This is a genomic window from Photobacterium marinum, from assembly GCF_000331515.1.
GTDB lineage: Bacteria > Pseudomonadota > Gammaproteobacteria > Enterobacterales > Vibrionaceae > Photobacterium > Photobacterium marinum.
The window spans coordinates 81,352-103,039 of the sequence record NZ_AMZO01000036.1 but is presented as its reverse complement, the minus strand read 5'-3'; the positions used below and the strand labels follow the sequence as shown (position 1 = coordinate 103,039).

General features: G+C 42.7%; 15 protein-coding genes and 1 pseudogene. 5 read left to right on the top strand and 11 right to left on the bottom strand.

Features of this window, described 5'->3' with window-relative positions; genetic code table 11:
* Positions 1–124: 124 nt before the first annotated feature.
* From lon to C942_RS21095, 4 genes are all read left to right on the top strand, one after another.
* Positions 125–2,497, top strand: coding sequence for an endopeptidase La (gene lon / locus C942_RS21110; RefSeq protein WP_007470099.1), 2,373 nt, complete (start codon positions 125–127; stop codon positions 2,495–2,497).
* Between the two features lie 224 nt (positions 2,498–2,721).
* Entirely contained in the window at positions 2,722–2,994 is a 273-nt protein-coding gene (hupB, locus tag C942_RS21105; protein WP_036801403.1) for a nucleoid-associated protein HU-beta, read from the top strand.
* A gap of 219 nt (positions 2,995–3,213) precedes the next feature.
* Positions 3,214–5,103 (top strand): peptidylprolyl isomerase, encoded by a 1,890-nt coding sequence (gene ppiD, locus C942_RS21100; RefSeq protein WP_007470092.1) that lies wholly within the window; start codon positions 3,214–3,216, stop codon positions 5,101–5,103.
* Positions 5,104–5,286: 183 nt separating this feature from the next.
* Entirely contained in the window at positions 5,287–5,547 is a 261-nt protein-coding gene (locus C942_RS21095; RefSeq protein ID WP_408633482.1) for a ComEA family DNA-binding protein, read from the top strand.
* Positions 5,548–5,618: 71 nt separating this feature from the next.
* Here the strand turns inward: C942_RS21095 and rrtA are convergent, their stop codons facing one another.
* The gene (gene rrtA, locus C942_RS21090) at positions 5,619–6,194 is read right to left on the bottom strand and encodes a rhombosortase (RefSeq protein WP_051035884.1); all 576 of its coding nucleotides are present in this window, start codon (positions 6,192–6,194) and stop codon (positions 5,619–5,621) included.
* A gap of 10 nt (positions 6,195–6,204) precedes the next feature.
* Here rrtA and C942_RS21085 point away from each other — a divergent pair, with 10 nt between their 5' ends.
* Complete coding sequence (locus tag C942_RS21085) at positions 6,205–6,816, top strand: tRNA-uridine aminocarboxypropyltransferase (protein ID WP_007470086.1); 612 nt, start codon at positions 6,205–6,207, stop codon at positions 6,814–6,816.
* A gap of 93 nt (positions 6,817–6,909) precedes the next feature.
* Here the strand turns inward: C942_RS21085 and C942_RS21080 are convergent, their stop codons facing one another.
* The 10 genes and pseudogenes from C942_RS21080 to C942_RS21035 form a co-directional block, all read right to left on the bottom strand.
* Positions 6,910–8,277 (bottom strand): anti-phage deoxyguanosine triphosphatase, encoded by a 1,368-nt coding sequence (locus C942_RS21080; RefSeq protein ID WP_007470083.1) that lies wholly within the window; start codon positions 8,275–8,277, stop codon positions 6,910–6,912.
* Positions 8,277–8,636, bottom strand: a pseudogene (gene yfbR, locus C942_RS21075) (5'-deoxynucleotidase); the annotation flags it as partial. The gene C942_RS21080 and the pseudogene yfbR, both read right to left, overlap by 1 nt.
* 553 nt (positions 8,637–9,189) lie before the next feature.
* Positions 9,190–11,913, bottom strand: a complete 2,724-nt coding sequence (locus C942_RS21070; RefSeq protein WP_007470079.1) for a tetratricopeptide repeat protein — start codon at positions 11,911–11,913, stop codon at positions 9,190–9,192.
* Between the two features lie 166 nt (positions 11,914–12,079).
* Positions 12,080–12,601, bottom strand: coding sequence for a hypothetical protein (locus tag C942_RS21065; protein WP_157372670.1), 522 nt, complete (start codon positions 12,599–12,601; stop codon positions 12,080–12,082).
* A gap of 270 nt (positions 12,602–12,871) precedes the next feature.
* Positions 12,872–15,016, bottom strand: coding sequence for an AAA family ATPase (locus tag C942_RS21060; protein ID WP_007470077.1), 2,145 nt, complete (start codon positions 15,014–15,016; stop codon positions 12,872–12,874).
* The gene (locus C942_RS21055; RefSeq protein ID WP_007470075.1) at positions 15,013–15,492 is read right to left on the bottom strand and encodes a VPA1267 family protein; all 480 of its coding nucleotides are present in this window, start codon (positions 15,490–15,492) and stop codon (positions 15,013–15,015) included. The genes C942_RS21060 and C942_RS21055 overlap by 4 nt, the downstream gene beginning before the upstream one ends.
* Entirely contained in the window at positions 15,485–16,762 is a 1,278-nt protein-coding gene (locus C942_RS21050; protein ID WP_007470073.1) for a site-specific integrase, read from the bottom strand. The genes C942_RS21055 and C942_RS21050 overlap by 8 nt, the downstream gene beginning before the upstream one ends.
* A gap of 1 nt (position 16,763) precedes the next feature.
* Entirely contained in the window at positions 16,764–17,864 is a 1,101-nt protein-coding gene (locus C942_RS21045; protein WP_007470071.1) for a helix-turn-helix domain-containing protein, read from the bottom strand.
* Entirely contained in the window at positions 17,864–19,828 is a 1,965-nt protein-coding gene (locus tag C942_RS21040) for a tyrosine-type recombinase/integrase (protein WP_036801373.1), read from the bottom strand. The genes C942_RS21045 and C942_RS21040 overlap by 1 nt, the downstream gene beginning before the upstream one ends.
* A complete protein-coding gene (locus C942_RS21035; protein ID WP_007470067.1) occupies positions 19,828–21,672 on the bottom strand; it encodes a hypothetical protein in 1,845 nt (614 codons plus the stop codon). Before C942_RS21035 ends, C942_RS21040 begins: the two co-directional genes overlap by 1 nt.
* Positions 21,673–21,688: the final 16 nt, after the last annotated feature.

Genomic DNA, 21,688 nt, shown 5'->3' with positions numbered 1-21,688 from the left:
GCTCATAAAGCATGAAAAAAGGAGGCTTTTGCCTCCTTTTTTATTTTCTGTTGGTTATCCCGTTGAATCTTTCTGCTTTACCCCCATATACTCATTAAAGAGATTGAACGGAAGAGAGAAGAATATGAACTTGGAGCGTTCGGAACGCCTTGAGATCCCCGTTCTGCCACTGCGAGATGTGGTGGTCTACCCGCATATGGTTATTCCATTGTTTGTAGGCCGGGATAAATCCATCCGTTGTCTGGAATCGGCAATGGATGACAACAAGCAAATTTTATTGGTAGCCCAGAAAGAAGCGGCTACCGATGAGCCTTCAATCGATGATCTTTACGATGTCGGTACGGTTGCAACTATTCTTCAGTTGCTGAAGCTGCCGGACGGTACGGTAAAAGTATTGGTTGAAGGCCAGCAGCGAGCTAAGGTCCAGAAGCTGCGTGATGATGAGTTTTTCAGCGCAGAAGCAGAGTTCCTGATGACTCAGGATATGGATGAGCGCGAGCAGGAAGTTTTGGTTCGTACGGCGATCAACCAGTTTGAAGGTTTCATCAAACTGAACAAGAAGATCCCGCCGGAAGTACTGACGTCGCTGAATGGTATTGATGAAGCTGCACGCCTGGCTGATACCATTGCTGCTCACATGCCGCTGAAACTGGCTGACAAGCAGAAAGTGCTGGAAATTATTGACGTGACGGAGCGTCTTGAGTTCCTGATGGCGATGATGGAATCGGAAATCGATCTGCTTCAGGTTGAGAAACGCATTCGCGGTCGCGTCAAAAAGCAGATGGAAAAGAGCCAGCGCGAGTATTACCTCAATGAGCAGATGAAGGCTATCCAGAAAGAACTGGGTGAGCTGGATGAAGCGCCGGATGAGTTCGAGTCTTTGAAGAAGAAGATCGAAGAGTCCAAAATGCCGGCTGAAGCTCGTGAGAAAACCGAGCAGGAACTGCAAAAGCTGAAAATGATGTCGCCTATGTCTGCTGAGGCAACGGTTGTTCGTGGCTACATCGATTGGATGCTGAGTGTACCTTGGTACAAGCGCTCTAAAGTTAAGAAAAACTTGGCAAAAGCTGAAGAAGTGCTTAACTCTGACCACTATGGTCTGGAGCGTGTGAAAGAGCGTATTCTGGAATATCTCGCAGTTCAGAGCCGTACTAACAAGATCAAAGGTCCGATCCTTTGCCTTGTTGGTCCTCCTGGTGTTGGTAAAACCTCTCTGGGTCAGTCGATTGCTGCGGCAACTGGTCGTAAGTATGTCCGTATGGCGCTGGGTGGTGTCCGTGATGAAGCTGAAATCCGTGGTCACCGTCGTACCTACATCGGTTCGATGCCAGGCAAGCTGATTCAGAAGATGTCTAAGGTTGGTGTTAAGAACCCGCTGTTCCTGCTGGATGAAATCGACAAAATGTCATCTGACATGCGTGGCGATCCTTCATCAGCATTGCTGGAGGTTCTTGACCCTGAGCAGAACAATGCCTTTAACGACCATTACATGGAAGTTGATTACGATCTGTCTGACGTGATGTTTGTGGCAACCTCGAACTCAATGAATATTCCGGGGCCGCTGCTTGACCGTATGGAAGTAATTCGTCTTTCAGGTTACACAGAAGACGAAAAACTGAATATTGCCAAGCGTCACCTGCTGGAAAAACAGATCAAGCGTAATGGTTTGAAGCTGGATGAGATCGAAGTGGATGATTCTGCTCTGACTGGCATTATCCGCTACTACACACGCGAAGCGGGTGTTCGTGGCCTTGAGCGTGAAATCTCTAAATTGTGCCGTAAGGCAGTAAAAGAGATCCTGCTAAATACTGAAACCAAGAAAGTGTCCATCACGATGGATAACTTGAAGGATTACTTGGGTGTTCAGCGCTATGATTACGGCAAGGCGGAAGAGAGCAACCGTATCGGTCAGGTTACCGGTCTGGCATGGACTGAAGTTGGCGGCGATTTGTTGACCATTGAAACTGAATCTATGCCGGGTAAAGGTAAGTTGTCGTTTACCGGTTCTCTGGGCGATGTGATGCAGGAATCAATTCAGGCGGCAATGACTGTAGTTCGTACTCGTGCTGAGCGTCTGGGTATCGCAGCAGATTTCTACGAGAAGCGTGATATTCACGTTCACGTACCTGAAGGTGCAACACCGAAGGACGGTCCAAGTGCTGGTATCGCGATGTGTACCGCTTTGGTATCCAGCCTGACGGGTAACCCGGTTCGAGCTGATGTCGCAATGACAGGTGAAATTACCCTGCGAGGTGAAGTTCTGCCGATAGGCGGCTTGAAGGAAAAACTTCTTGCTGCGCATCGTGGCGGTATCAAGACGGTACTGATTCCGAAAGAGAATGAGCGTGATTTGGAAGAGATCCCAGATAACGTTATTGCTGATTTGGAAGTGTGTCCGGTTCGCTGGATTGACGAGGTGCTGACAATAGCGCTACAGAACAATCCGACTGGAATTGAGTTGGTTAACGCTCAAAACAGTGACATGCAGCAAAGTTAATTAAAGAAAAAACGCTTTCAAGTGCGAAAAGCCTTGTCAGCGTTTTTTTGTATAGCTATAAGATAGGTCTAATTCGCCGTAAGCTCAATAATATCAAGGCTTACACGTTTTTAAGGCGTTCGGTGCTTATATAATTAAAGCCTGATACAACTTGATTATCCGTAAAAGTAACTGCTCAATTGATGAGCTTGCATACGGATGATGTTCATAGAGGGGATGAAATCGTGAACAAAACTCAGTTAGTTGATAAAATTGCTGAAAATGCAGATATTTCTAAAGCGTCAGCTGGTCGTGCGCTAGATGCATTCATCGACGCAGTTTCTGAAACATTGAAAGAAGGTGATCAGGTATCACTTGTTGGTTTCGGCACATTCTCTGTACGTGAGCGTTCTGCTCGTACAGGCCGTAATCCTCAGACTGGCGAAGAGATCCAGATTGCTGCAGCAAAAGTACCAGGCTTCAAAGCGGGTAAAGCGCTTAAGGATTCTGTAAACTAATTGATGGGCATTAGCCCGTTGTTTGTATTGAACAAACATCGATGCGGGTTGTCAGAGTTACTGGCAACCTGGCATGAAATAAGGGCGCATCAGGTGATGCGCTTTTTTTACTTTGTAACTGTGTGATATTTTTCGCAACCAAACATCCCTTGGATCGGTATACGAAGGCATTCTTCAAAACACCATGCCAGATCGAATAAGTAGGAGATACGGCAAATTATGATGGAGCGAATGCGCGAAGGCGCAAGCAGCATTTGGGTTAAGGTTATTCTTGGCTTAATTATTTTTTCTTTTGTCTTTGCCGGAGTAGGCAGCTACCTGGCTGGAAGCAGTCAGCAGCCAGCCGCAAAGATTGATGATCGAGAAATCAGTCAGCGTGAGTTTGAGCAGGCTTACCAGAATGAGCGTAATCGCATGCAGGCTCAGCTGGGCGATTATTTCTCAACGCTGATGGGTGATCCTGCTTATGTGCAGCAATTCCGTCGTAGCGTGCTTGATCGCATGGTGAACGATGTGCTGATTGAGCAGCGTGCCAATGAGCTTGGGATGCGAATCAGCGATGAGCAGATCCGTAATGCAATTCTGACTATGCCTCAGTTCCAGCGTGACGGTAAATTTGATAACGAAATCTACAACACGCTTCTACGCCGTTCTGGTTTCACGCCAGATATGTTTGCTGAATCTATGCGTACAGACCTGCTTCGCCAGCAGTTGCTTGTTGCTCTTCAGGGCAGTGACTTCACTCTGAACAATGAGCTGGCAGCGTTGACTAAGTTGGAAAAGCAGCAGCGTGTGATTCGTAGCCTGACACTTGATGTAGCTGAGTTCACTAAGAAAGCTGAAATTTCTGATGAAGAAGTTCAGAAGTTTTACGATGAAAACCCACAGATGTTCACTCGTCCCGATCAAGTGAAAGTGGCTTATGTTGAACTTTCAGGTGAAGGCCTGAAGACCTCGCTTGAAGTGTCTGAAGAAGACGCGAAGGCTTACTATGATGAGCATCAGGCGAAGTACTCTACGGCTGAACAGCGCAAAGTCAGCCATATCCTGATTGAAGGCGACAGTGATGAAGCGAAAGCAAAAGCTGAAGAGCTGCTGGCACAACTGAATGGCGGTGCTGATTTTGCACAGCTTGCGAAAGAATCTTCTAACGATACTTTCAGTGCGAAGGACGGCGGCCAGCTTGATTGGTTTGAGCGTGGTGTAATGGATCCTGCATTTGAAGATGCGGCATTTGCGCTGGAGAAAGGCGAAACTTCTGCGGTTGTTCAGTCTTCTTTCGGTTACCACATCATCAAGCTTGATGACGTGAAAGCATCTCAGGTTAAGCCTTTTGCTGAAGTTCAAGATGACATTCTGGCTGAGGTTCGCGAACAGCGTGCAGCAGAAGCTTTCTATGATCTGCAGACTAAGCTGGCTGAAACTGCGTTTGAAATGCCGGACTCTCTGGATGATGCGGCGAATGCAGTTAACGCTAAAGTTGAGCTGACAGAGTTCTTCTCTCGTAACGATGCACCTGGCGTACTGGCAAACCCTGCTGTACTTCAGGCGGTATTCAGCCCTGAAGTTCGTGAAGACGGCCTGAACTCTGACCTGATTGAAGTTGGTCCAGAGCATGTTGTGGTTGTTCGTGTAGAAGACTCTCGTGAAGAAATGGTACTGCCATTCGATGAAGTATCTGCATCAGCTAAGCAGCAGCTGGCGGCCCGTCAGGGTGAGCAGAATGCCAAGGCGAAAGCTGACGAAATCATCGCGGCACTGCGTGAAGGCAATACTGAGATTCTGGAAAAAGAATCTGTGAACTTCTCTGACGCTGAAACCATCGGTCGTATCGGTGCTGATCGCATGATTGCTGATGTTGCTTTTGGCTTGGCGAAGCCTGCTGATGAAAAGCCTGTTTACGGTATGACCCGTGACATGGTGGGCAATGTGTTGATTATTGCTCTGGACAAGGTGATTGAAGCTGACGTAGATGCAGTATCAGTAAACCGCCAACTGGCTGGCCAGGTTGAACAGATGAATGCTCAGCAAGATGTAATGGCTACGCTGGAAGTGCTGCGTAATACTGCTGAAGTAAGCTATCCATTGCTGGACGAATCAGAAAACTAATTGTAATTGATTAGTGAATTAGCGGGCCGCCATTGTGCGGCCCGTTGTTTTTTTACTTTCCCGAATTTGTTTTGTATTTACCTCCGCTTTTGCTCCGTTATGCTGACCACACTGCTGTGGAATAATGCAAGATTAAACAGTTATAGGAGATACGAGATGAAATTCGTTGTGCGTGTGTTGTTTATGGTGGCGATGCTGGGGGCTGTTCCGGTCAGCTTCGCAGAAACAGACCAATATGAAGGTATAGAGATCACCGTTAACATCAATACGGCTAATGTAGAAGAGTTGGATAAACTGCTTGTTGGTGTCGGCCCTGAAAAAGCCGCTAGAATTGTGGATTACCGTGATATTAACGGAAAGTTTGCTGCGGCGGACGATTTGGTGAATGTGAAGGGAATCGGTCCAGCGACAGTCGATAAAAACCGGGAACGGATTAAGCTCTAAACAGGATCATAACCATAGTTTGACAGACAGTAAATTGAAGGAGAGAGGTGAGTAGTTCTCCTTCGTTTATCTCAGTTTTTCACCGGATTACTCTGCTTCCATTTACGGTATAGCAGAGGGAGTAACGCTATTGTGATACCTGCAATACCACCGGCAAGGTGAGCTTCTGTCGCGACTCTCGCACCTATCAGGGCTGCAGAACTTACGGAACCGCCAAAAATCTGCTCCCAGCTAATTTTTCCTGCTAGCCCAAACAGTAACAGCCATCCCCCTTTGTGTTTCCCTTCAATATCTTTTATTGCTCCCCAGCCAAACAAGCCGTGCAGAACACCGGACAGGCCTGCGTACCACTGAATGTCGGTAATAATAATTGCAAGTCCGACTGCGACGGAGAGTGTCAGCAGCAGGAAAGTGAACTGACGGGCGGAAAAATGCCAGCGGAAGATGAAAGTGATGATTGCCAGCGCCAGACTATTCATTATCATATGCGGCCAATTAGTGTGAGTCAGGTTACCGGTAAGGAGCCGCCATACTTCGCCATGGTTGAAAATTGCGCTACGATCCCATGCTAACCAGTTTTGCACTGTTGGCCATTGGGTAATGAACAACAGACTGATGGCGAAAATTAAATAGGTACGAAAAGACAAGGTCACCTCAATGAGCAGATATTGCGAACAGTGTGGTAAGGCGAAAAAGGCCTGCATCTGTAGTTGGATTGAAGTTATTGATGCTAAAACTGAATTGTTGATTTTACAACACCCGTCGGAGGTAAAACGGGCAATTGGTACAGCGCGAATCCTGACATTGTCGCTGCCCAATGCAAAACTTTTTGTTGGAGAAGATTTTTCTGAGCATTATGAGCTTAATGTCTTGCTCAATGATCCAATGCGAGATGTTTACCTGATCTATCCTGGCGAAGGTGCGATTCCGGTTTCAGAGCTGACTGATTCTGTTGTAACCAAAGAGAAAATTCGCACTCTAATCCTGCTCGACGGTACCTGGAAGAAGGCTTACAAAATGTGGCAGCTGTCGGGTAATCTTCACCAATTGCCAACGGTGTCGCTCGATAATGCTGAGCAGGGAAACTATCGGATCCGCAAATCACCGAAAGAGCAGGGTGTTTCGACCGTTGAAGCCGGATATCTTGCTCTGAGCGCATTAGAAGGCGACAGTAATAAATTTGAACCTTTGCTCAATGTTTTTAGTCGGATGATTGAATACCAGATCCGTCAGATGCCTGAAGGGGTGTTTGAGAGAAACTATAAGTAGTAGGTGAGAGTGTGAATATATAAGATTAGAGATACGAGACGTAAGTTTTTCGCTTCGTTCACCTCGTATCTCGATACTAACCCCTATTTGTTCCTAGAATCCATGCCCCTCATTACCCACACCTACCGCAGTAGTCGGCTGGAATAGGGTGCTATAGAGTCGTTGGGCAAAACCATCGGTCATTCCGGAAATGTAATCGGCAATGATGCGATGTGCGTTTTCTCCGTTGCTGGTTGCTTGTCGCCAGCGATCGCAGGTATTGGCTGGTAGCAGGCGCTCAGGGTCGGAGGCGAAAGCCTCAAACAGTTCCATAACCAACTGTTGTCCTTTGTATTCCAGCAGCTGTATTTCCGGCTTTTTTACCACGTATTCGCTGACAAACTGTTTGAGGACTTCAAGGACTTTTTCCATTGGCTCCGACAGGAAGGCATTCCATTGCAGCAAAGGCTCGTCAAAGCTGTCTATACCGTTTTGGATTGCAGGAGCAATGTGAATCGAGGTCAGCAGGGCATTAACCATGGCACCGATGGCATCTTTACGCTCATGGTGATTGCCGAACAGTTGCTGGCTGATTTTATCGACTTTCTCTTCAAACCAGGGCTCACCACAGTCAGCTAGCTTACTGGCTACGGCTTCTTGCCATTGCTCTCGGGTGATAATCCCCATGACGATCGCATCTTCTAGATCATGGACTCCATAGGCGATATCGTCAGCCAGTTCCATGATTGAGCAATCCAGCGATTTAAAGCGCGTCTTCAAATGCTGGGTTGGATTTTCCCGTTCGTGACGCATCTGGCTGAACAGTTCCCGGTCATGCTCTGAGAGCAAAGCCAGAACCCACTCGAAAGTTTCTGTATCGTCGTTATAGACGCCTTTAGCCGGATGCCAGTCTTTGGCCTTCAGATGACGGAAGTTGACAACATCTGCCGGCAGCTCTGTTGCCCGGGTATTGCTGATCAGCGCAGGGTATTTCAGCAATCCGAGCAGGGTGCGACGTGATAGGTTCATACCAAAATGTTCGGTATATGGTTCCAGCAGTGTAACGATGCGGAATGTCTGGGCATTACCTTCAAAGCCGCCATGCTCGCGCATCATATAGTTCAGGGCGACTTCACCACCATGACCAAAAGGTGGATGGCCTATGTCGTGAGCCAGGCACAGGCTTTCCATCAGGCTGGTGGATGATAGTAATTCTCTGAAATTGGGATGTTTCAGTTTTAACTGAGCGACAATACCGGTACCGATTTGGGATGCTTCAAGCGAGTGGGTCAGGCGGGTACGGTAGAAATCGTGGTGCCCGGCACCGTGGACCTGGGTTTTAGCCTGAAGTCGTCGAAATGCAGCAGAGTGGAGGATTCTGGCACGGTCGCGTTGATAAGCCGAACGGTGGTCGTTACGGCGCATTTTCTGTTCATTGCTTTGGCGGCTTTCCCAGCCGGGAGCAAGATTGAATTCTGTCATTAGCTGATATCATCCAGCGTTAAGTTAAAACTGTCGGCAAAGGTCGTAAGGAAATATTCCATTTCCTGCGTGGAGCGTTCGGAGAGCGTTTGCTCGAGCCGTTTCTTCGCTTGGGCAAATTCGTGGTTACCGACATTGAGTTCTTCCAGGCATTTGAGATAAGCGCACAGGCTGTCAGCCTGCTTCACTATTGCATAGTCTTCCTGGTTGATTTTGTGACTGTCGAGCAGCGGGGCGTAATCATCCTGAAACTCTTCCGGCAGCATGGAAATCAGTTTTTGTTCGGCAGCCAGTTCAATTTTCTTATATTCCTCGGCAATGGCCGGGTTGTAGTACTTAATCGGGGTTGGCATATCACCGTTAGTTCGTACCAAAATAAGTCTTTTATGAGTGAGTGAGTGAGTGAGTGAAAGATAGGCGCTCTAAGGAGTATAGTTGGTTGTTTACAGTGTTTTCCATTGTCCAATGAAGACAAATATAGACACGGCAACAACTGTACTCGGAGGACAAATGTTTCACTCGGGTTGTAGTCATTGACGCCTCTTTTGCAACATTTGTTGGTTGGGGTGGCACTTGTGTGATAGTTGTAATTGGAGATTAAACCATAATCAATGCATCGTATAAAGCATCGGTGATGGTTTGAGTTTATTAGCTATTGAGAGGATAGTTCTTTCGCTATTGGATAGTTGAAGTTTAATACACTGCTACTTATCGTATTTTATACACTTCCCTTCTAAGATGAGTACTCAAACATTTAATGATGCAAAGCATCACTAGAGGGCCTTATAAATTAAGTTAAAGGAAGTATTACACAAGTCAGTCTAATGCCATGCATTATGGTAAAAATATTATTTTAATTTATATGTTATGATGTGCCGGAAGGGGGGCGATTGTTTCCAATCGCCCTAATAGTTATTCTATAATATATAGCTCAGATGATACAGGTAGTTCACCTTTAATTGAGTAGTCGATTCGAATTGCAATTTCATCGTCTCTTTCGAGGTTGTACCAGTTGTCTGTATTTGTACCTTTATAGCATTTCAAGTGTGAGAAATATCTATTTCCAGATTGGTCATATGAGAACAGAATATCCTTACGTTTAACATTTTTATCAACTGTGGCTATTGTTAAACCGATATCTATAGCTTCTTCTTTGTTAATTTTTCCTGGATCGGTTTGATTTAAGTATAAACGCCAGCTTCTTTCATTAAATGGGTTGTTTTTATGGTCAAAATCTATAAGTTTATTAAGGCAAGACTTAACTTCTGATGATACATCATCATTTACAGAAGAGCTTATCTCCCTTATATTTATTTCGCAGAAATTAAGTAGCTGATCGATTCGCTTATCGTCAACATGTTTAAGCCTGTCTAAATGATAACAAAATTCATCAATTATTTTTGCGCCAACATCAGAAGCTCCTTTGAAGTGACCGAAATCTCTATACACTTCACTAATAATTCCTACAGCACTAATCATCTTGCTTAAAAATTCATCAAGTGATAATTCGTTTGTTGCATATTTTTCAGATATTCTTTTGTAAGCTGTTGCTCTTAGAAGGCCAATCGTTGACTTCCCAACTTTAAGCTCTTTCCATTTTGTTGAAACGTCGATGATTTTTTGATAATCATTTTGATAAAGCAGAGAAAGATATAACCCATTATATAAAGATCTAGCATACATTTCATCATCCGCTTCATCTGGATGTAAAAGATTAAGCAGATCATTATAAAGATTATAAGCATCCAGATATTCACTGTTATTCATCAACAGACGACCAAGAAGTAAGTATGACGCGTAATCTTTAGGATCAACCTTAATTGCCTTTTCAAGGTAATTCTTTGCTTCTTTACTGTCTCGTAGTTGTGATAATAACATTGCCATACTTCTATGATACAAGGCATAATTTTCATACGCACTCTTTGAATCAATGAAGGTTTTATACATCTTTGTAAGTTTTTCTGATGAAAGACCTTTGCGACCCAACATAACATCAACACTATTAAAGCGAAGCTTTAATAGTTTAAATAATTCAGTACAAAGAACTTTTAGGTCATTACTAACACCATCAGGTATATATGTAATATGAAAGCTTCTGGTGTTTGATTTCATCTGATTTAAATCAACTTCTTTTGCTTTCCCAATTATATCTGTATACCTTTCATTAATTTCAGAACGAAGGGATAAGTCTTTAGGGGTTCGAAGTAGCAACTCTCTAACAGAAGAAATAAGGTTATAGTTTTCATTATCGCCATCAATATTTCTATCGATTAAACTTGTTTTAGATAGTTTTGATATTGATGCAGCGATATCATCAAAGCCTAATTTCAATATTGAGTGAATAGATTGTCTTGTTGAACTATGCTCGACGAATATACATTCTAGAACTTTTAGTTCATTTCTATCCAAACAATCAATAAGGTTCGAGAATGAAAATTCAGAGATATCTCGTTTAGCAACTGATATTGAATTTGGTATTTCTCCACCATTCATTATCAAGTCAAGCGTTAATCTTATTGCGAGAGGATTGTAGAAACATTGGCTACAGATATGTTTTATATCTTGATAAGATAGTTCAATAATGTCACGAGAAGCTATATATCGCTTGGCTAGATCAACAGAAGATGTTTCTGACAATTCTTCTAGTGGAATAACTTTATGAGGAACAGTGATTCTACTTGTAATTAGTACTTGCCAAGATACAGGTAGACTTTCATTTAGTTCCTCGAAAGCATCAATACTATCTCTTAATAGAGTTTCTAAGTTATCTAAAAATAGAAGGATTTTCTGATTTTTTAAACTATCTATTACTTCCTCAAAGTTAGAGTAGTCTGCATCATAGTATTCGCTGAATATATGAGTTAGTTCTTCTTTAAGTTCATCAATAGTTTCTGCAGCAGTTAAACTGATTACGCCTTCACTAGTCAGCTTTTCAGTCTTCATACTTGAAAAGAAGACTCCATCGCACCATTCGCTGTTACATGGATCTCTTACTATGTCTGAAAGTAACTCTAATGCAAGTGCCGTTTTACCCATACCACCCGGTGCAACAATGGCATTGACTTTTAGCCTTTCATTTTTAAGATTTTTTTTGAGGACTTGTATTTCTTTATTTCTTCCAACAAGACCTGTAATTGAGTGCTCAACGCGTTCGGGTAAATTGTTTGTTATTTTGAAATTATACTTTTCTAACCAATCTTCAGGAGGATCTATAAGTTGTCCACTTTCAGCGCTAACAAGTGCGTTGGTCACCTCTGTTAATTCAAGTGCATGTATCGATGGATCACTAGCAACTGTTGCTAATTTATACCAATAGTGAACATTGAATGGTCGCGTTGGATGTGCCGAGGCATTGCGAACTTGGAATAAATCTAACACCTTGAATTTATTATATAAGTTTACAATGTGACTATAATCCGCTGTATCTTTTGATACAGCGAGACTGAACTTAAATATATCATCAAGATAAGCAGACTCGACCGCGTCAGTGACGCTAACAAGATCTGTGTTAACTTTATTTGTAGATAGGTTTAGTACATCACCTTTAGCATGTTTTTGAACATAGTTACCAAGAGCTTCTTCTAGCTCAAAAAGTACCATTCGACATTTTCTTTTGTTTAATTTGTCGTCAGACATAACCAGCCCTCAATGTGTAGAAAACAAGACATCATAGCATACCTTTTTGTACAGATATGCCATAAAGGTTGTACATTATGGGGAGGAATACACTGATGAAATCTATGTCTCTAACTTTTGTTCATCAGTTAGTACTTCTTGAACGTTGTAACAGCAAAGAAGCTATTCAGGGTTCAATCGATACGTCAGGCTCTGGTATTGTTCGATGGTCTGGTGTAAGCCAATCTTCAACAAACGCTTTAAACATCCTATTGTCACCTGTAGTTACAATGTCGATTGGCTTTGCTACGCATGTCTCCGTTAACTCTCTAGCTTTTTTTGCTATTTTCAACATATGGTGGAGCGAAACTTTTTTGAGTAGGCGAGCGTCAGGCTTTAGTCGTTTCAGAGTAACAGTACGTTCTTGATAGAGCCAGAAACATACTTCCCAAACGTTCCAGTCTGAATTCAGCAACTGTGGAAGGTGAGTCTGGAGGACTGGGTAAACTTGCCCTGACTTATTGAATTGAAATGTTGGGAATTGCTTTTTCCCGCCAAAATCCATGTAGATGATTTTTTTTAGTTCAATAAGGTCGGTAAGAACGTCATGAGAAAATGGAAGTTCGTTAGCGCTTTTGAATTTGTGCTCAGCGATAAAATCAACACGTTTTTTCTGATAGTTACACATCTGCGTTGTTATGTAGTTCACATGTATTCTCCTTGTACTCTAGCCTGCATTCTTTTAGTGTATTCTATAAGAAAGCCGCTGATAAAAGAGTGAGCAATAATTGCGAGTTAGATATAACATAAAGCTAATATAACAGTGACAAAGGAGAGCGCTGTTGTTTTGTTTTGGTCTTGCAGGAGGCGCATGCTGCGCATCTAACTTTGCCTTTTATACAATGCAGGGCTTCGGGCGGAATTGGTTTCGACTTTCTCTCAAGCGTTCTTTCCGCCCTAACATCGCTTCGCGATAAGGCTATGCAGCTAACAACTTATGTAACGTCGTTTTTCTTAGGCTTGCAGCACTTGGACGTCGTATAGCTACTTCAAATTGCTCAGGCGTTCCAACAATTTCAATTTGCTGTTCTGCTCGGGTCAGAGCGGTGTAAATCCAAGACCGGTCAAGCATTGGATCATCTATCAATGTAATAATTACTCTTGGGAACTGGCTTCCCTGAGCTTTGTGTAAGCTTACTGCATATGCTGGTTGAACAATGAGGATTAATGATTCGTTAAGCTCAATTACACGACCATCATCCAGTTCAACTGCACCAAATTCTGATTTGCCACCAACACTAATCAAACGTCCCATCGTCCCGTTTTGAATATCGTCATCCCAGGAGTTCTCAGTGAAGATTATAGGGTCGTTCACACGAATGTTTAGGTGCCTTGACTCTCCAAACATTTCGAATTCAAGGCGCTGACCTTCAGGGTTGCAGTCCTTTTGGCAGATATGGTTGATATGATTAATGCCGCCGTCTTTAATACTGTATTTTGCACCGACAATTTGAGAATTCAGCGGGTCTTGAGCATATAGGCTCGCGACTTTGTCATTGATTTGATGCTTATCAGTGTAATGAAATCGAATGTTTGGAGTATTAATTTCCGGGATTTGACCGTTCCGAACCGCCAGGGTGAACTCAGGTATACCTGTTGACCCCTTTTGCCGCTTAACAATATTAAGCTCTGTGTTAGCAATAGAGTTCGTTTTAACGACATCGTGTAGGATAAGTCCGTAGCCGATAGGTGATAGCTGGGCTGGGTCACCAACTAACAAGATTCGAACGTTATCATGTAGAGCCATCACCAATTGGAACATTGTCTTAAGATCAACCATAGATGCTTCATCAATAACGATAACGGCCTGCTCATCGTCTTTGATTTCAACGTTCTTCAAGAAGCCAGCAATGGTGCTTGCATGATAACCCGTACCTTCTTTAATGCGCTTGGCAGCACGGCCAGCCAGCGCCATTGGGTAAGTCTTGTATCCCAACTTTTCGTAGGCCCGCAGGATTACCCGTAGTACCGTGGTTTTACCTGTTCCTGCCCCGCCTGTGAGTACTGAAATTGGATTTATCAAGCTTGAGCAAACGGCTTCAGCTTGGCGCTCCATCAGTGGAAAGGCTAAGTCCTTTAGACCATGGGCTAGAGCTTCATCAAAGCGACCATCCCAAGTGTCTTTGTGATTAGCTAAATGGAGAAAGCGTTGTGCCACAACCTTTTCCATCACCAACGGGCCGGTTGGGTGATAATTACCGTCGTCATCGATAATAAAGTCACTGTTTTCATGCGACGTCATCAGTGCTTGCTTTGCTAGAACGTCGCAGTTTAAGACCTTGTATAGTAAGCGTTTTAGGTCGCGATGAGTGGCAACAGTGTGGCCTCGTTTTGAGGTGAACTTGTAAAGTGCCTCTGCAACAGCTGCAGTAAGACGTCGCGGGTCGTCCCGCTCAATATCAAAATGCTCTCTTGCTAGCACAGTTATATCATCAAAGCTCATACCAAAGGCTTGCAGGATGAATGGGTTAGCTTTGACTTGCTCAACAGCTTCCTCGCTATGATGCTTCATGATTTTCGAGCTGATGTAAGGCGGTACCGAATGCTCTGCAAACCAATGTAAGTGTTTTAAGTTTGAGTATTTTTTCCAGGCATCAACCATGGTTTGAGCAGTTTTAGGCGTCAAGACCAGTTCAAGCATTTCGGTTTTGCCGTCATTGAGGGTTTGGTAGATGTCCAATTGTAACTCTTGGAACTTGTCCCATAGCTTACGGGCAAAGACAGGGCCGATACCGACGAACTCTTTATCTTCAGCTACAAACTCAACAAAATTGTCACCGTTATTTGGCATTGTGACTCTCAGGCGTTTTGCCTGAATATCTATACGAGTTTGCTTGTACTCTTTTGAATTGTCAGCTGTTTCCGTTTTTGTGCCTGAAATACGCCACTCCTGGCCCTTCACGGGCATTACAGGCAAATCGTCAAGGTTCGCATGCACTACAAAGTATTTCTTTGCAGAAGCCTTTAGAGCGCCTTTTAACGGCATGGCACTAAAAACCACTTTCTTGCCTTTAGTGCTCCAAACCTTTCTTACTCGAAGATGAAAGCGACTAGAGGTGCTCATCGTGGCAACCTCCCGACTTCGGCAAGCGCTGTATTGAATGCATCAAGCCTATTCAATTTTCGCCCTGTTTTTTCCAACTCTTGCTCTAACTTTTCTTTTTCCGCTGTTAGCTTAGCAACCTTCGCTTTTAGCTCAATATTGTCTTGCTCCAGGCGGTTTGCATGAGCTGCTTGCGTCCCACGCTTGGCTTCATCTTGATCTAATTCTTGAGACTCATCTTTGTTGGGAGACTCTTTTTCTTTGAGGGGAGGAAGGATGCTGCGCTTGCGAAGGTCATCTTCTAGATCTACGAAAAGCGCCCTGACTTTAGGGTTCTGACGCAAAACAGAAACTGCAAAACCGCAACCTTTTGCCACAAGCTTTCGCTTGAGGCTCCCACGATGCTCCATCACACGGAAATCATCGTCGGTCATGCTCTTAAGCCAATCATTGAATTTGTCGACGTTTTCTTTTGCTAGCTCTTGTCCGTTAGCCATTGGTCGCCCCTTTAGTAATATCTCCCCAGAAATCATCACCTTTGCCCAATGAAAAATCGAGATCACCATTTTGCGTAGCTAATAATATAGAGGCGGTTCGTACATAATTCATATACGTCGTCCTGATATCGCTGTGACCCAATTGCCTTCTTAAAGCGTCTTCGATAGCAGCATCATAGTGTGATGCGTCAATTTTATCCCTAGTCAGATGTTTGATAATAAACATGGTTGCGTACCAGTCTCTAGAGCTATGAAATGACCAGTCGAAATGTTCAAGTTTTTGCTTCGCAGTATAAGTCCTATCAGCGACCATTTTTGGTGTTACTGGATTTCCAGCCTTATTGAGGAAGAAAAAAGCATTCGCATTTTTGTCTGGATGTTTTTTCTCGAACAATTTTCTTCTTTCGTAATATAAAGGCATGTAAGTTTTGCAAATTACTTTCCATGCAGCCATATTGACTTTTAATGTTCTAATCTTGCTTCCTTTTTCAATGACAGTGAAATCGAAAGTTTTGGGATGCTTGCCTTTTGGATCTTTTGGGATTGTCTTTGTAATATCTGGATATGGTCGAATGTGTCCATTGATTCCGTATCCAATGTATGGAAAAGAACAAACGCCTTGTTCGCGCATTCCGGTTGCCAGAGCTAAAAGAAACATTACAGAGTAAACTGGATCGTTATATGCTAATGATAATTGTTTTATATTCTCCGTGCTCATAATGGTTACTTTTTTGTTACTGTCAGAATTGCGGCTTCGCTTATTACCAGTGTCGATATTTGCATAGCCTGGGTTATTTCCAGACAAGATGTTTTTGCTCGATAAAAGCCTGCTCTCATCTCTGTAGTTATACTTCCATTCGGTTTCTGATTCATTAATAAGGGTGGGGAATCCGTTCCTCCGTACCCAACAATAAAAGTCAAACACAATGCATGCATCTGCGTATATTGTTTTATCACTTGGCTTTTGTTTATGGCTTTTGTCTCTGTTCTGTACTATGGAACCTTGCCACTCTCGAATGTCACCTTCTTGAACTTCTCTCCAAAAGTTGAGTGATGCTTGTTCATTGTTATTGATGATGAACTCAAAAAATCGTTTGATTGCAGATGAATATCTTTCACTGGTTTTAACGCTTTTATATGCTTTCTCTTTGAGAAAAAGATTTACAGCACTCATTAAGATGATGGTGTTATCGCTGTGCAATGTCAGGATGTGATGAGTTACTTCTTTGCGTTCGTGCTGATATGTGATTAATGGGCGCTCAATATTCATTTTAAGCCACCACTGTCAGTTGAGGTTTTGGTTTCACTTTAGTGACAGATCTAAAGCCATCCTCTTGTTCTGGGTAAGCAAGAAGCTGATATAACCGATCAATAAATTCGTCATTGAACATGTTTTGGTAATGCTGACGGCAATAAAATTTCGCTAAGTTGGTTTCATGCCCTTTTGCAGAGATGGCATGAACAGGTATATCGGTAATGTTCTTTAGAAGGGCCTGGAAGTGCTTTGCTTTTGGGAAATTACTTTCGACAATAATTACATCTCCTTCAGTAAGAGCTATCCCCAGACTGTCAAAACTACAGCTCAGGAACGGCTGAAAGAAGACAATTGCATCAGGTTTAGACGCAAAGCACGCATCGATGGCTTTTTGTATATTTTGTTCTTCAGCCTCAAAGAACAGTTTCATTGTGCTCGCTGTATCCATATGCGCAGAAATGGCGCTATAGTCGGCTTTCACATGAGCAAGTACATGGCACCCTGATATGTTTTGTTGAGACTTTCTTTTGTACTCCAACAGTTGAGAGCGTAATTCAGCTAACTCACTTAATTGTTCACGATTAATGCGAGTTATTTCATCGTTCTGATTCTGTAGTTTAATGACACTTGCCTTGTCCTTTTGGGCATTAAAAGTGGTAATATCTTGCTTCATTAGGTCTGAATAGACTTTTAGTTGAAAGTCAGCAAAAGCTTCCTCCCCCTGTTCTTTTACGGAAAGGAGCTCACCCTCAAGCTTCCGCACCTTTTCCTCTAGTTTGACACTATGATCAGGAATAACATCAACGGGACTTTTCCCCTGAATCATTGGGATAAGATGCTTATAGTCTCTGGAGATACTCTGTCGTGCAACCCCTGCCTCCTTTGCGACTTCTGAGATCGTCAATGATGTGCGTCCCGTTCGTCCTTGCAGGGTCAACACCGCCTTCTTCACCTTGTTCTCAGTAACATTAGACCGCTCAGGTAGCAGGTGGCGGAATTCTTTGTATAGAGTAGATCGAGACACACCAAGGTGTTCTGCAAGTTTGGATACAGTGAAAGTGTCTAAGGATTTAAGTAAATCAATCGCCCTTACAACATCCTGCTCTTGAACATCCATTACACTGCTCCTACAGTTAGCTCTGCATCATCAAACACTGGTTTCTGAGAGCCAAGTCGTTTAAGAAGCTCTTGGTGCTCTAGGATTTCGTTCTCATAATGAGCCACAACACTTTCGTTGCTACTTTCATCTAGGTAGCTCAACTTTTGCTGGTAGTAACGAATTTGAGATTGAATGTTGGATACTGATTCTTCATTATAAATCAAGTGCTTGCAGCGCTTATAATCACAGAACTCTACCTTCGGCATACCCGAACCTGTTTTCGCCATACAAGGTGGGGGAGTATCTTCCTCCCCAGACTTCATGCAGAAACCACCAATTGGAACCCTTGACACAAATAGGGGAACTCCAGCCTGCAAGGATTCACGGACATATGTTTCAATATCAGTCGCCAAAACCTGGCCTTTGTATTGCTGCACTTCCATTCTTTTTTTGATTTTATCTGAAAGCTCGCCGGAGGTTTTGTTGTTACTGATTGCTTCAAAAATATCCTTTAGCTCCTCGGTATAATTGTGCTCTATTAGCTCAATTACACTTGCAACCATTAGATCGTTTCGCATGATGTAACGCAAGGTCATGCCATAACTTTTGTGACCGAACAGTTGGCGAATCAAGTCTACATTTGATTCGCTTCTTGAAATCAGCAACCACGCGATAGACTTCCTCAACTGGTGCGGTGAGGCATCACTTTTACCAGTAACTTCTTCTACAAGACCTTGGATATCTTTGGAAATTGTACTTATTTTCACCTTTTCAAAACGTTTTCTGGTGATGATATCGGTAACTAGCAAGTATTCGCTATTTAGCTCTTTACGGTTGTCAGCAAAGAGTTTAATTAATACATCGATAGCCTCGGCAACAATGTCAGGAACAGGGATAGTGTCGGCTTCACCCTCTTCGTCAGAGTCTGAAGCAGTTTTAAAGCGCACAATATCCAGGTACATGGAATCGTTTCTCTTGTGAGCTGGCTTTGCTAATAGTGCTGCAATTTCACGGCGTCTTAATCCGGTGAATAGACCAATGATAAATACACAACAGCGTTTAAGTTTGATAACTGCCGGCCGTACCTCACCGATTTCAATCGTTGTGCGATCTTGCCAGCCGCAAGCATATCCTCCAGATTTAACTCTTTGGGTAATTGGGGTAAAGTTAAAAAGCTTTATTCCATCAGAGAGTTCAGGAATAGACATGTTACGTAACGTTTTAAACAACTCTTTTGTTCGCCCATCTTTTCGGACTTGAACTGGTGTTTGTTCTTTACCACTATTTCTATCCCTAGCATTTAGTAGGTCGGAGCAACTGATGATTGTTGGAGCAAACTCTCTGATATATCGGACTGATTCATCGAAGACTGGTTTGATTACCTCTGCTTCAAGCGGTGACCATGAATCAATCAAACTTTCCCTAAAGTTATAGAGTTCTGAGCGTTTGTCCTTGCTCAGAATTGAATGTTTGTCATATTCAAGTCTAAATCCGACAGGCAATAGCCCTCGTTCAGTTAGTTCAGCCCATTGGTCAAAGAACGTAATTGCACTATCAAATTTAAAAACAGCTCCCTTAACATTACTCTCACAAAGGGTTTTGCACTTTTCAATATAATTCTGGCATTGTTCAAGCGTTATGTTTGACAACATCACTCTTGATGTAAAACCACTTTCCAACAAGAAATGTTTGGCGGTGTTTACAAAATGGGAAAAACGGCCCTCTGTAGTAGACCAACTTGTTAAGTTTAAATTGACTAGTTTTGGGAAATTATAATATGTGAGTATCTTTATCAAGATGGTCAAATCTCGACAATCAGATAAATCACCATTCCCAACAATCCTTTTGAAGTTGATAGTGATGTGCTCTGATTGCGCATATTGAATTTTCCATAAATTTTCATGAAAGGAAAGTCCATCCATGATTTCAATATCTTGTTCTAAATCTGCTTCGCTAAAGTTAATTAAATTCGCTAGTTTCATTAGTTACACTCCGAGATAACGGGTGGAAGCAAGTATCCATCAATGGCATTTCTTAATTCAGCTTCGCTGATTTCTTCTTGGTATGGCCATGATTCGACAACCTCTTTTGCTGCTTCGTACTCGTCACGGTATATTGAATCAAACTGGGCGGCTCGAATTGAGCGCCGAATTTGATCCAGGTAAAGATATCTATCTACTACAAACGGAATGTTGTCATTTGTTACTGAGGATTGAGAGCATATAAGACATTTATTGAATTGTTTACAAGGCATTGGGGATGGTCGAGCTCCTATTTCGTCTGATAATTGCCAATCTGGGGAGAAAGGGTCATTACAGATAGCCAGCGGTGATTCTCCATTTTGATTTGTAAAAATATTTAATATCTTTTTCTTTATGCTTGTTTTTCTTCTTAATGGGATGAGTTTCCCTTTGAAAGAGCCGTCGCCAATGCTTTCACAAATAGCATTTAGTTCAACGGCTAGTTTATCTTTTCTAATTTGTTGGAAATGTGCATTTCCTTTGTACACTTCATCTGTTATAGCAGATGATGAATGTCCAAATAAGGCCACTTGTAATAGTAGAGGAAGCTTATGTTCTTTTTCATTAAGGTATAATCGAGTTGGTCTAAGTTGACGAAGGTCAAGCTTGTATCCTAATTCTTTTTGAACCTGTTTATTTTGTGCGCCTCTGTTAATATCCCCTCGTTCAGGATGTTGAGCTACAATTTTGATTCCAGCATTAGTAGTTAGACTAACGAATGACGGATACCCATTAATTTCTTTGACTGCTTTATCATATAAAGAGCCATGGCGTAACCTAGATGTTCTTTTAACTAGAAGCTTAATTAAGTTATAGGCGCTGTGAGTGTTGCTCTTGGAGCTCGGGTGAATCATGATGCGCTGTTCGCGGATGTTTGTATTTGTGTTTATAGCAGCTCCCTTTTCTTTGGGGGCTTTTATGAATACCCAGTTGCCATCTATTGGTATGGGATCATAGATGAAATCGTTAGGATCAATTCTTTCTACAATATCCGGAGACCAAGCTGTTTCTAGGCATATGGCAATTTTTATTGCCGCAAGTTCCAGTATATCTGGGTAGATGTATGTTAGGACGTCGGCTAAAATTAGATTTGGGGCGTCAGTCATGAACGGTGTAAATGTATTAATGTTCTGTACCGACAATCTTTTCATGACGGTGGTGATTGGGTTCTTTAACGCTGTATATGCAAGATTTCTTGGGATGTGGTACTTACCGCCGACTTTTTGCATATCATCGGTAGTATTATTAGGAAACTCGGGGTGTCCTGAATATAGAGTAGCAATAGTATCCCGCAGATTTCCTTTCCACTTACTAAAGCGCTTTAAACTAGGGTCTGGATTCTCACGACGCCAGAAATCAGTTCCAATTTTTTTGTTAACAACGCCCTTGGTTAGCGATTCCTTAAATACTTCCTCTTTATGATAAGCCAAATCGATATGCTTTTTTATAAATGAATTGAGTATCTCAAGCTCTTCAGTAGAAAGAGGTTCGAAGTGTTCTGCATCGGGCTTCTGCGGAGTTGGCCATTTGCTAGGATTTGTTGGAAAGACCACCTCATTTTTATGCTCTTTTCCAAGCAATCGCCTTACAGCAACACTGATGGCGTATTTGGCTTTTGTTGACTTTTGAGAAGTTAAGTGTTGAATGAATTCAATAAATTGAAATTCACCAAACTCTGATGCCAACACATCATTTTTTCCCGTTAGTGACAGGTAATCTTGAAAAGCTATTGCAGCTCTTCTGTCACCTGAAGAAGGTTTTGTGCTATCAAATATCTTGTCAGCCACTTGCTTTAAGGTTGTCATGCTTACCTGTGCAGTT

Bases quoted from the DNA above. Each gene is read 5' to 3' on its own strand.
- lon (WP_007470099.1), top strand. From the start codon at position 125: ATGAACTTGGAGCGTTCGGAACGCCTTGAGATCCCCGTTCTGCCACTG.
- ppiD (WP_007470092.1), top strand. From the start codon at position 3,214: ATGATGGAGCGAATGCGCGAAGGCGCAAGCAGCATTTGGGTTAAGGTT.
- C942_RS21095 (WP_408633482.1), top strand. From the start codon at position 5,287: ATGGTGGCGATGCTGGGGGCTGTTCCGGTCAGCTTCGCAGAAACAGAC.
- C942_RS21085 (WP_007470086.1), top strand. From the start codon at position 6,205: ATGAGCAGATATTGCGAACAGTGTGGTAAGGCGAAAAAGGCCTGCATC.
- C942_RS21080 (WP_007470083.1), bottom strand. From the start codon at position 8,277: ATGACAGAATTCAATCTTGCTCCCGGCTGGGAAAGCCGCCAAAGCAAT.
- C942_RS21070 (WP_007470079.1), bottom strand. From the start codon at position 11,913: ATGTCTGACGACAAATTAAACAAAAGAAAATGTCGAATGGTACTTTTT.
- C942_RS21060 (WP_007470077.1), bottom strand. From the start codon at position 15,016: ATGAGCACCTCTAGTCGCTTTCATCTTCGAGTAAGAAAGGTTTGGAGC.
- C942_RS21055 (WP_007470075.1), bottom strand. From the start codon at position 15,492: ATGGCTAACGGACAAGAGCTAGCAAAAGAAAACGTCGACAAATTCAAT.
- C942_RS21050 (WP_007470073.1), bottom strand. From the start codon at position 16,762: ATGAATATTGAGCGCCCATTAATCACATATCAGCACGAACGCAAAGAA.
- C942_RS21045 (WP_007470071.1), bottom strand. From the start codon at position 17,864: ATGGATGTTCAAGAGCAGGATGTTGTAAGGGCGATTGATTTACTTAAA.
- C942_RS21040 (WP_036801373.1), bottom strand. From the start codon at position 19,828: ATGAAACTAGCGAATTTAATTAACTTTAGCGAAGCAGATTTAGAACAA.
- C942_RS21035 (WP_007470067.1), bottom strand. From the start codon at position 21,672: ATGACAACCTTAAAGCAAGTGGCTGACAAGATATTTGATAGCACAAAA.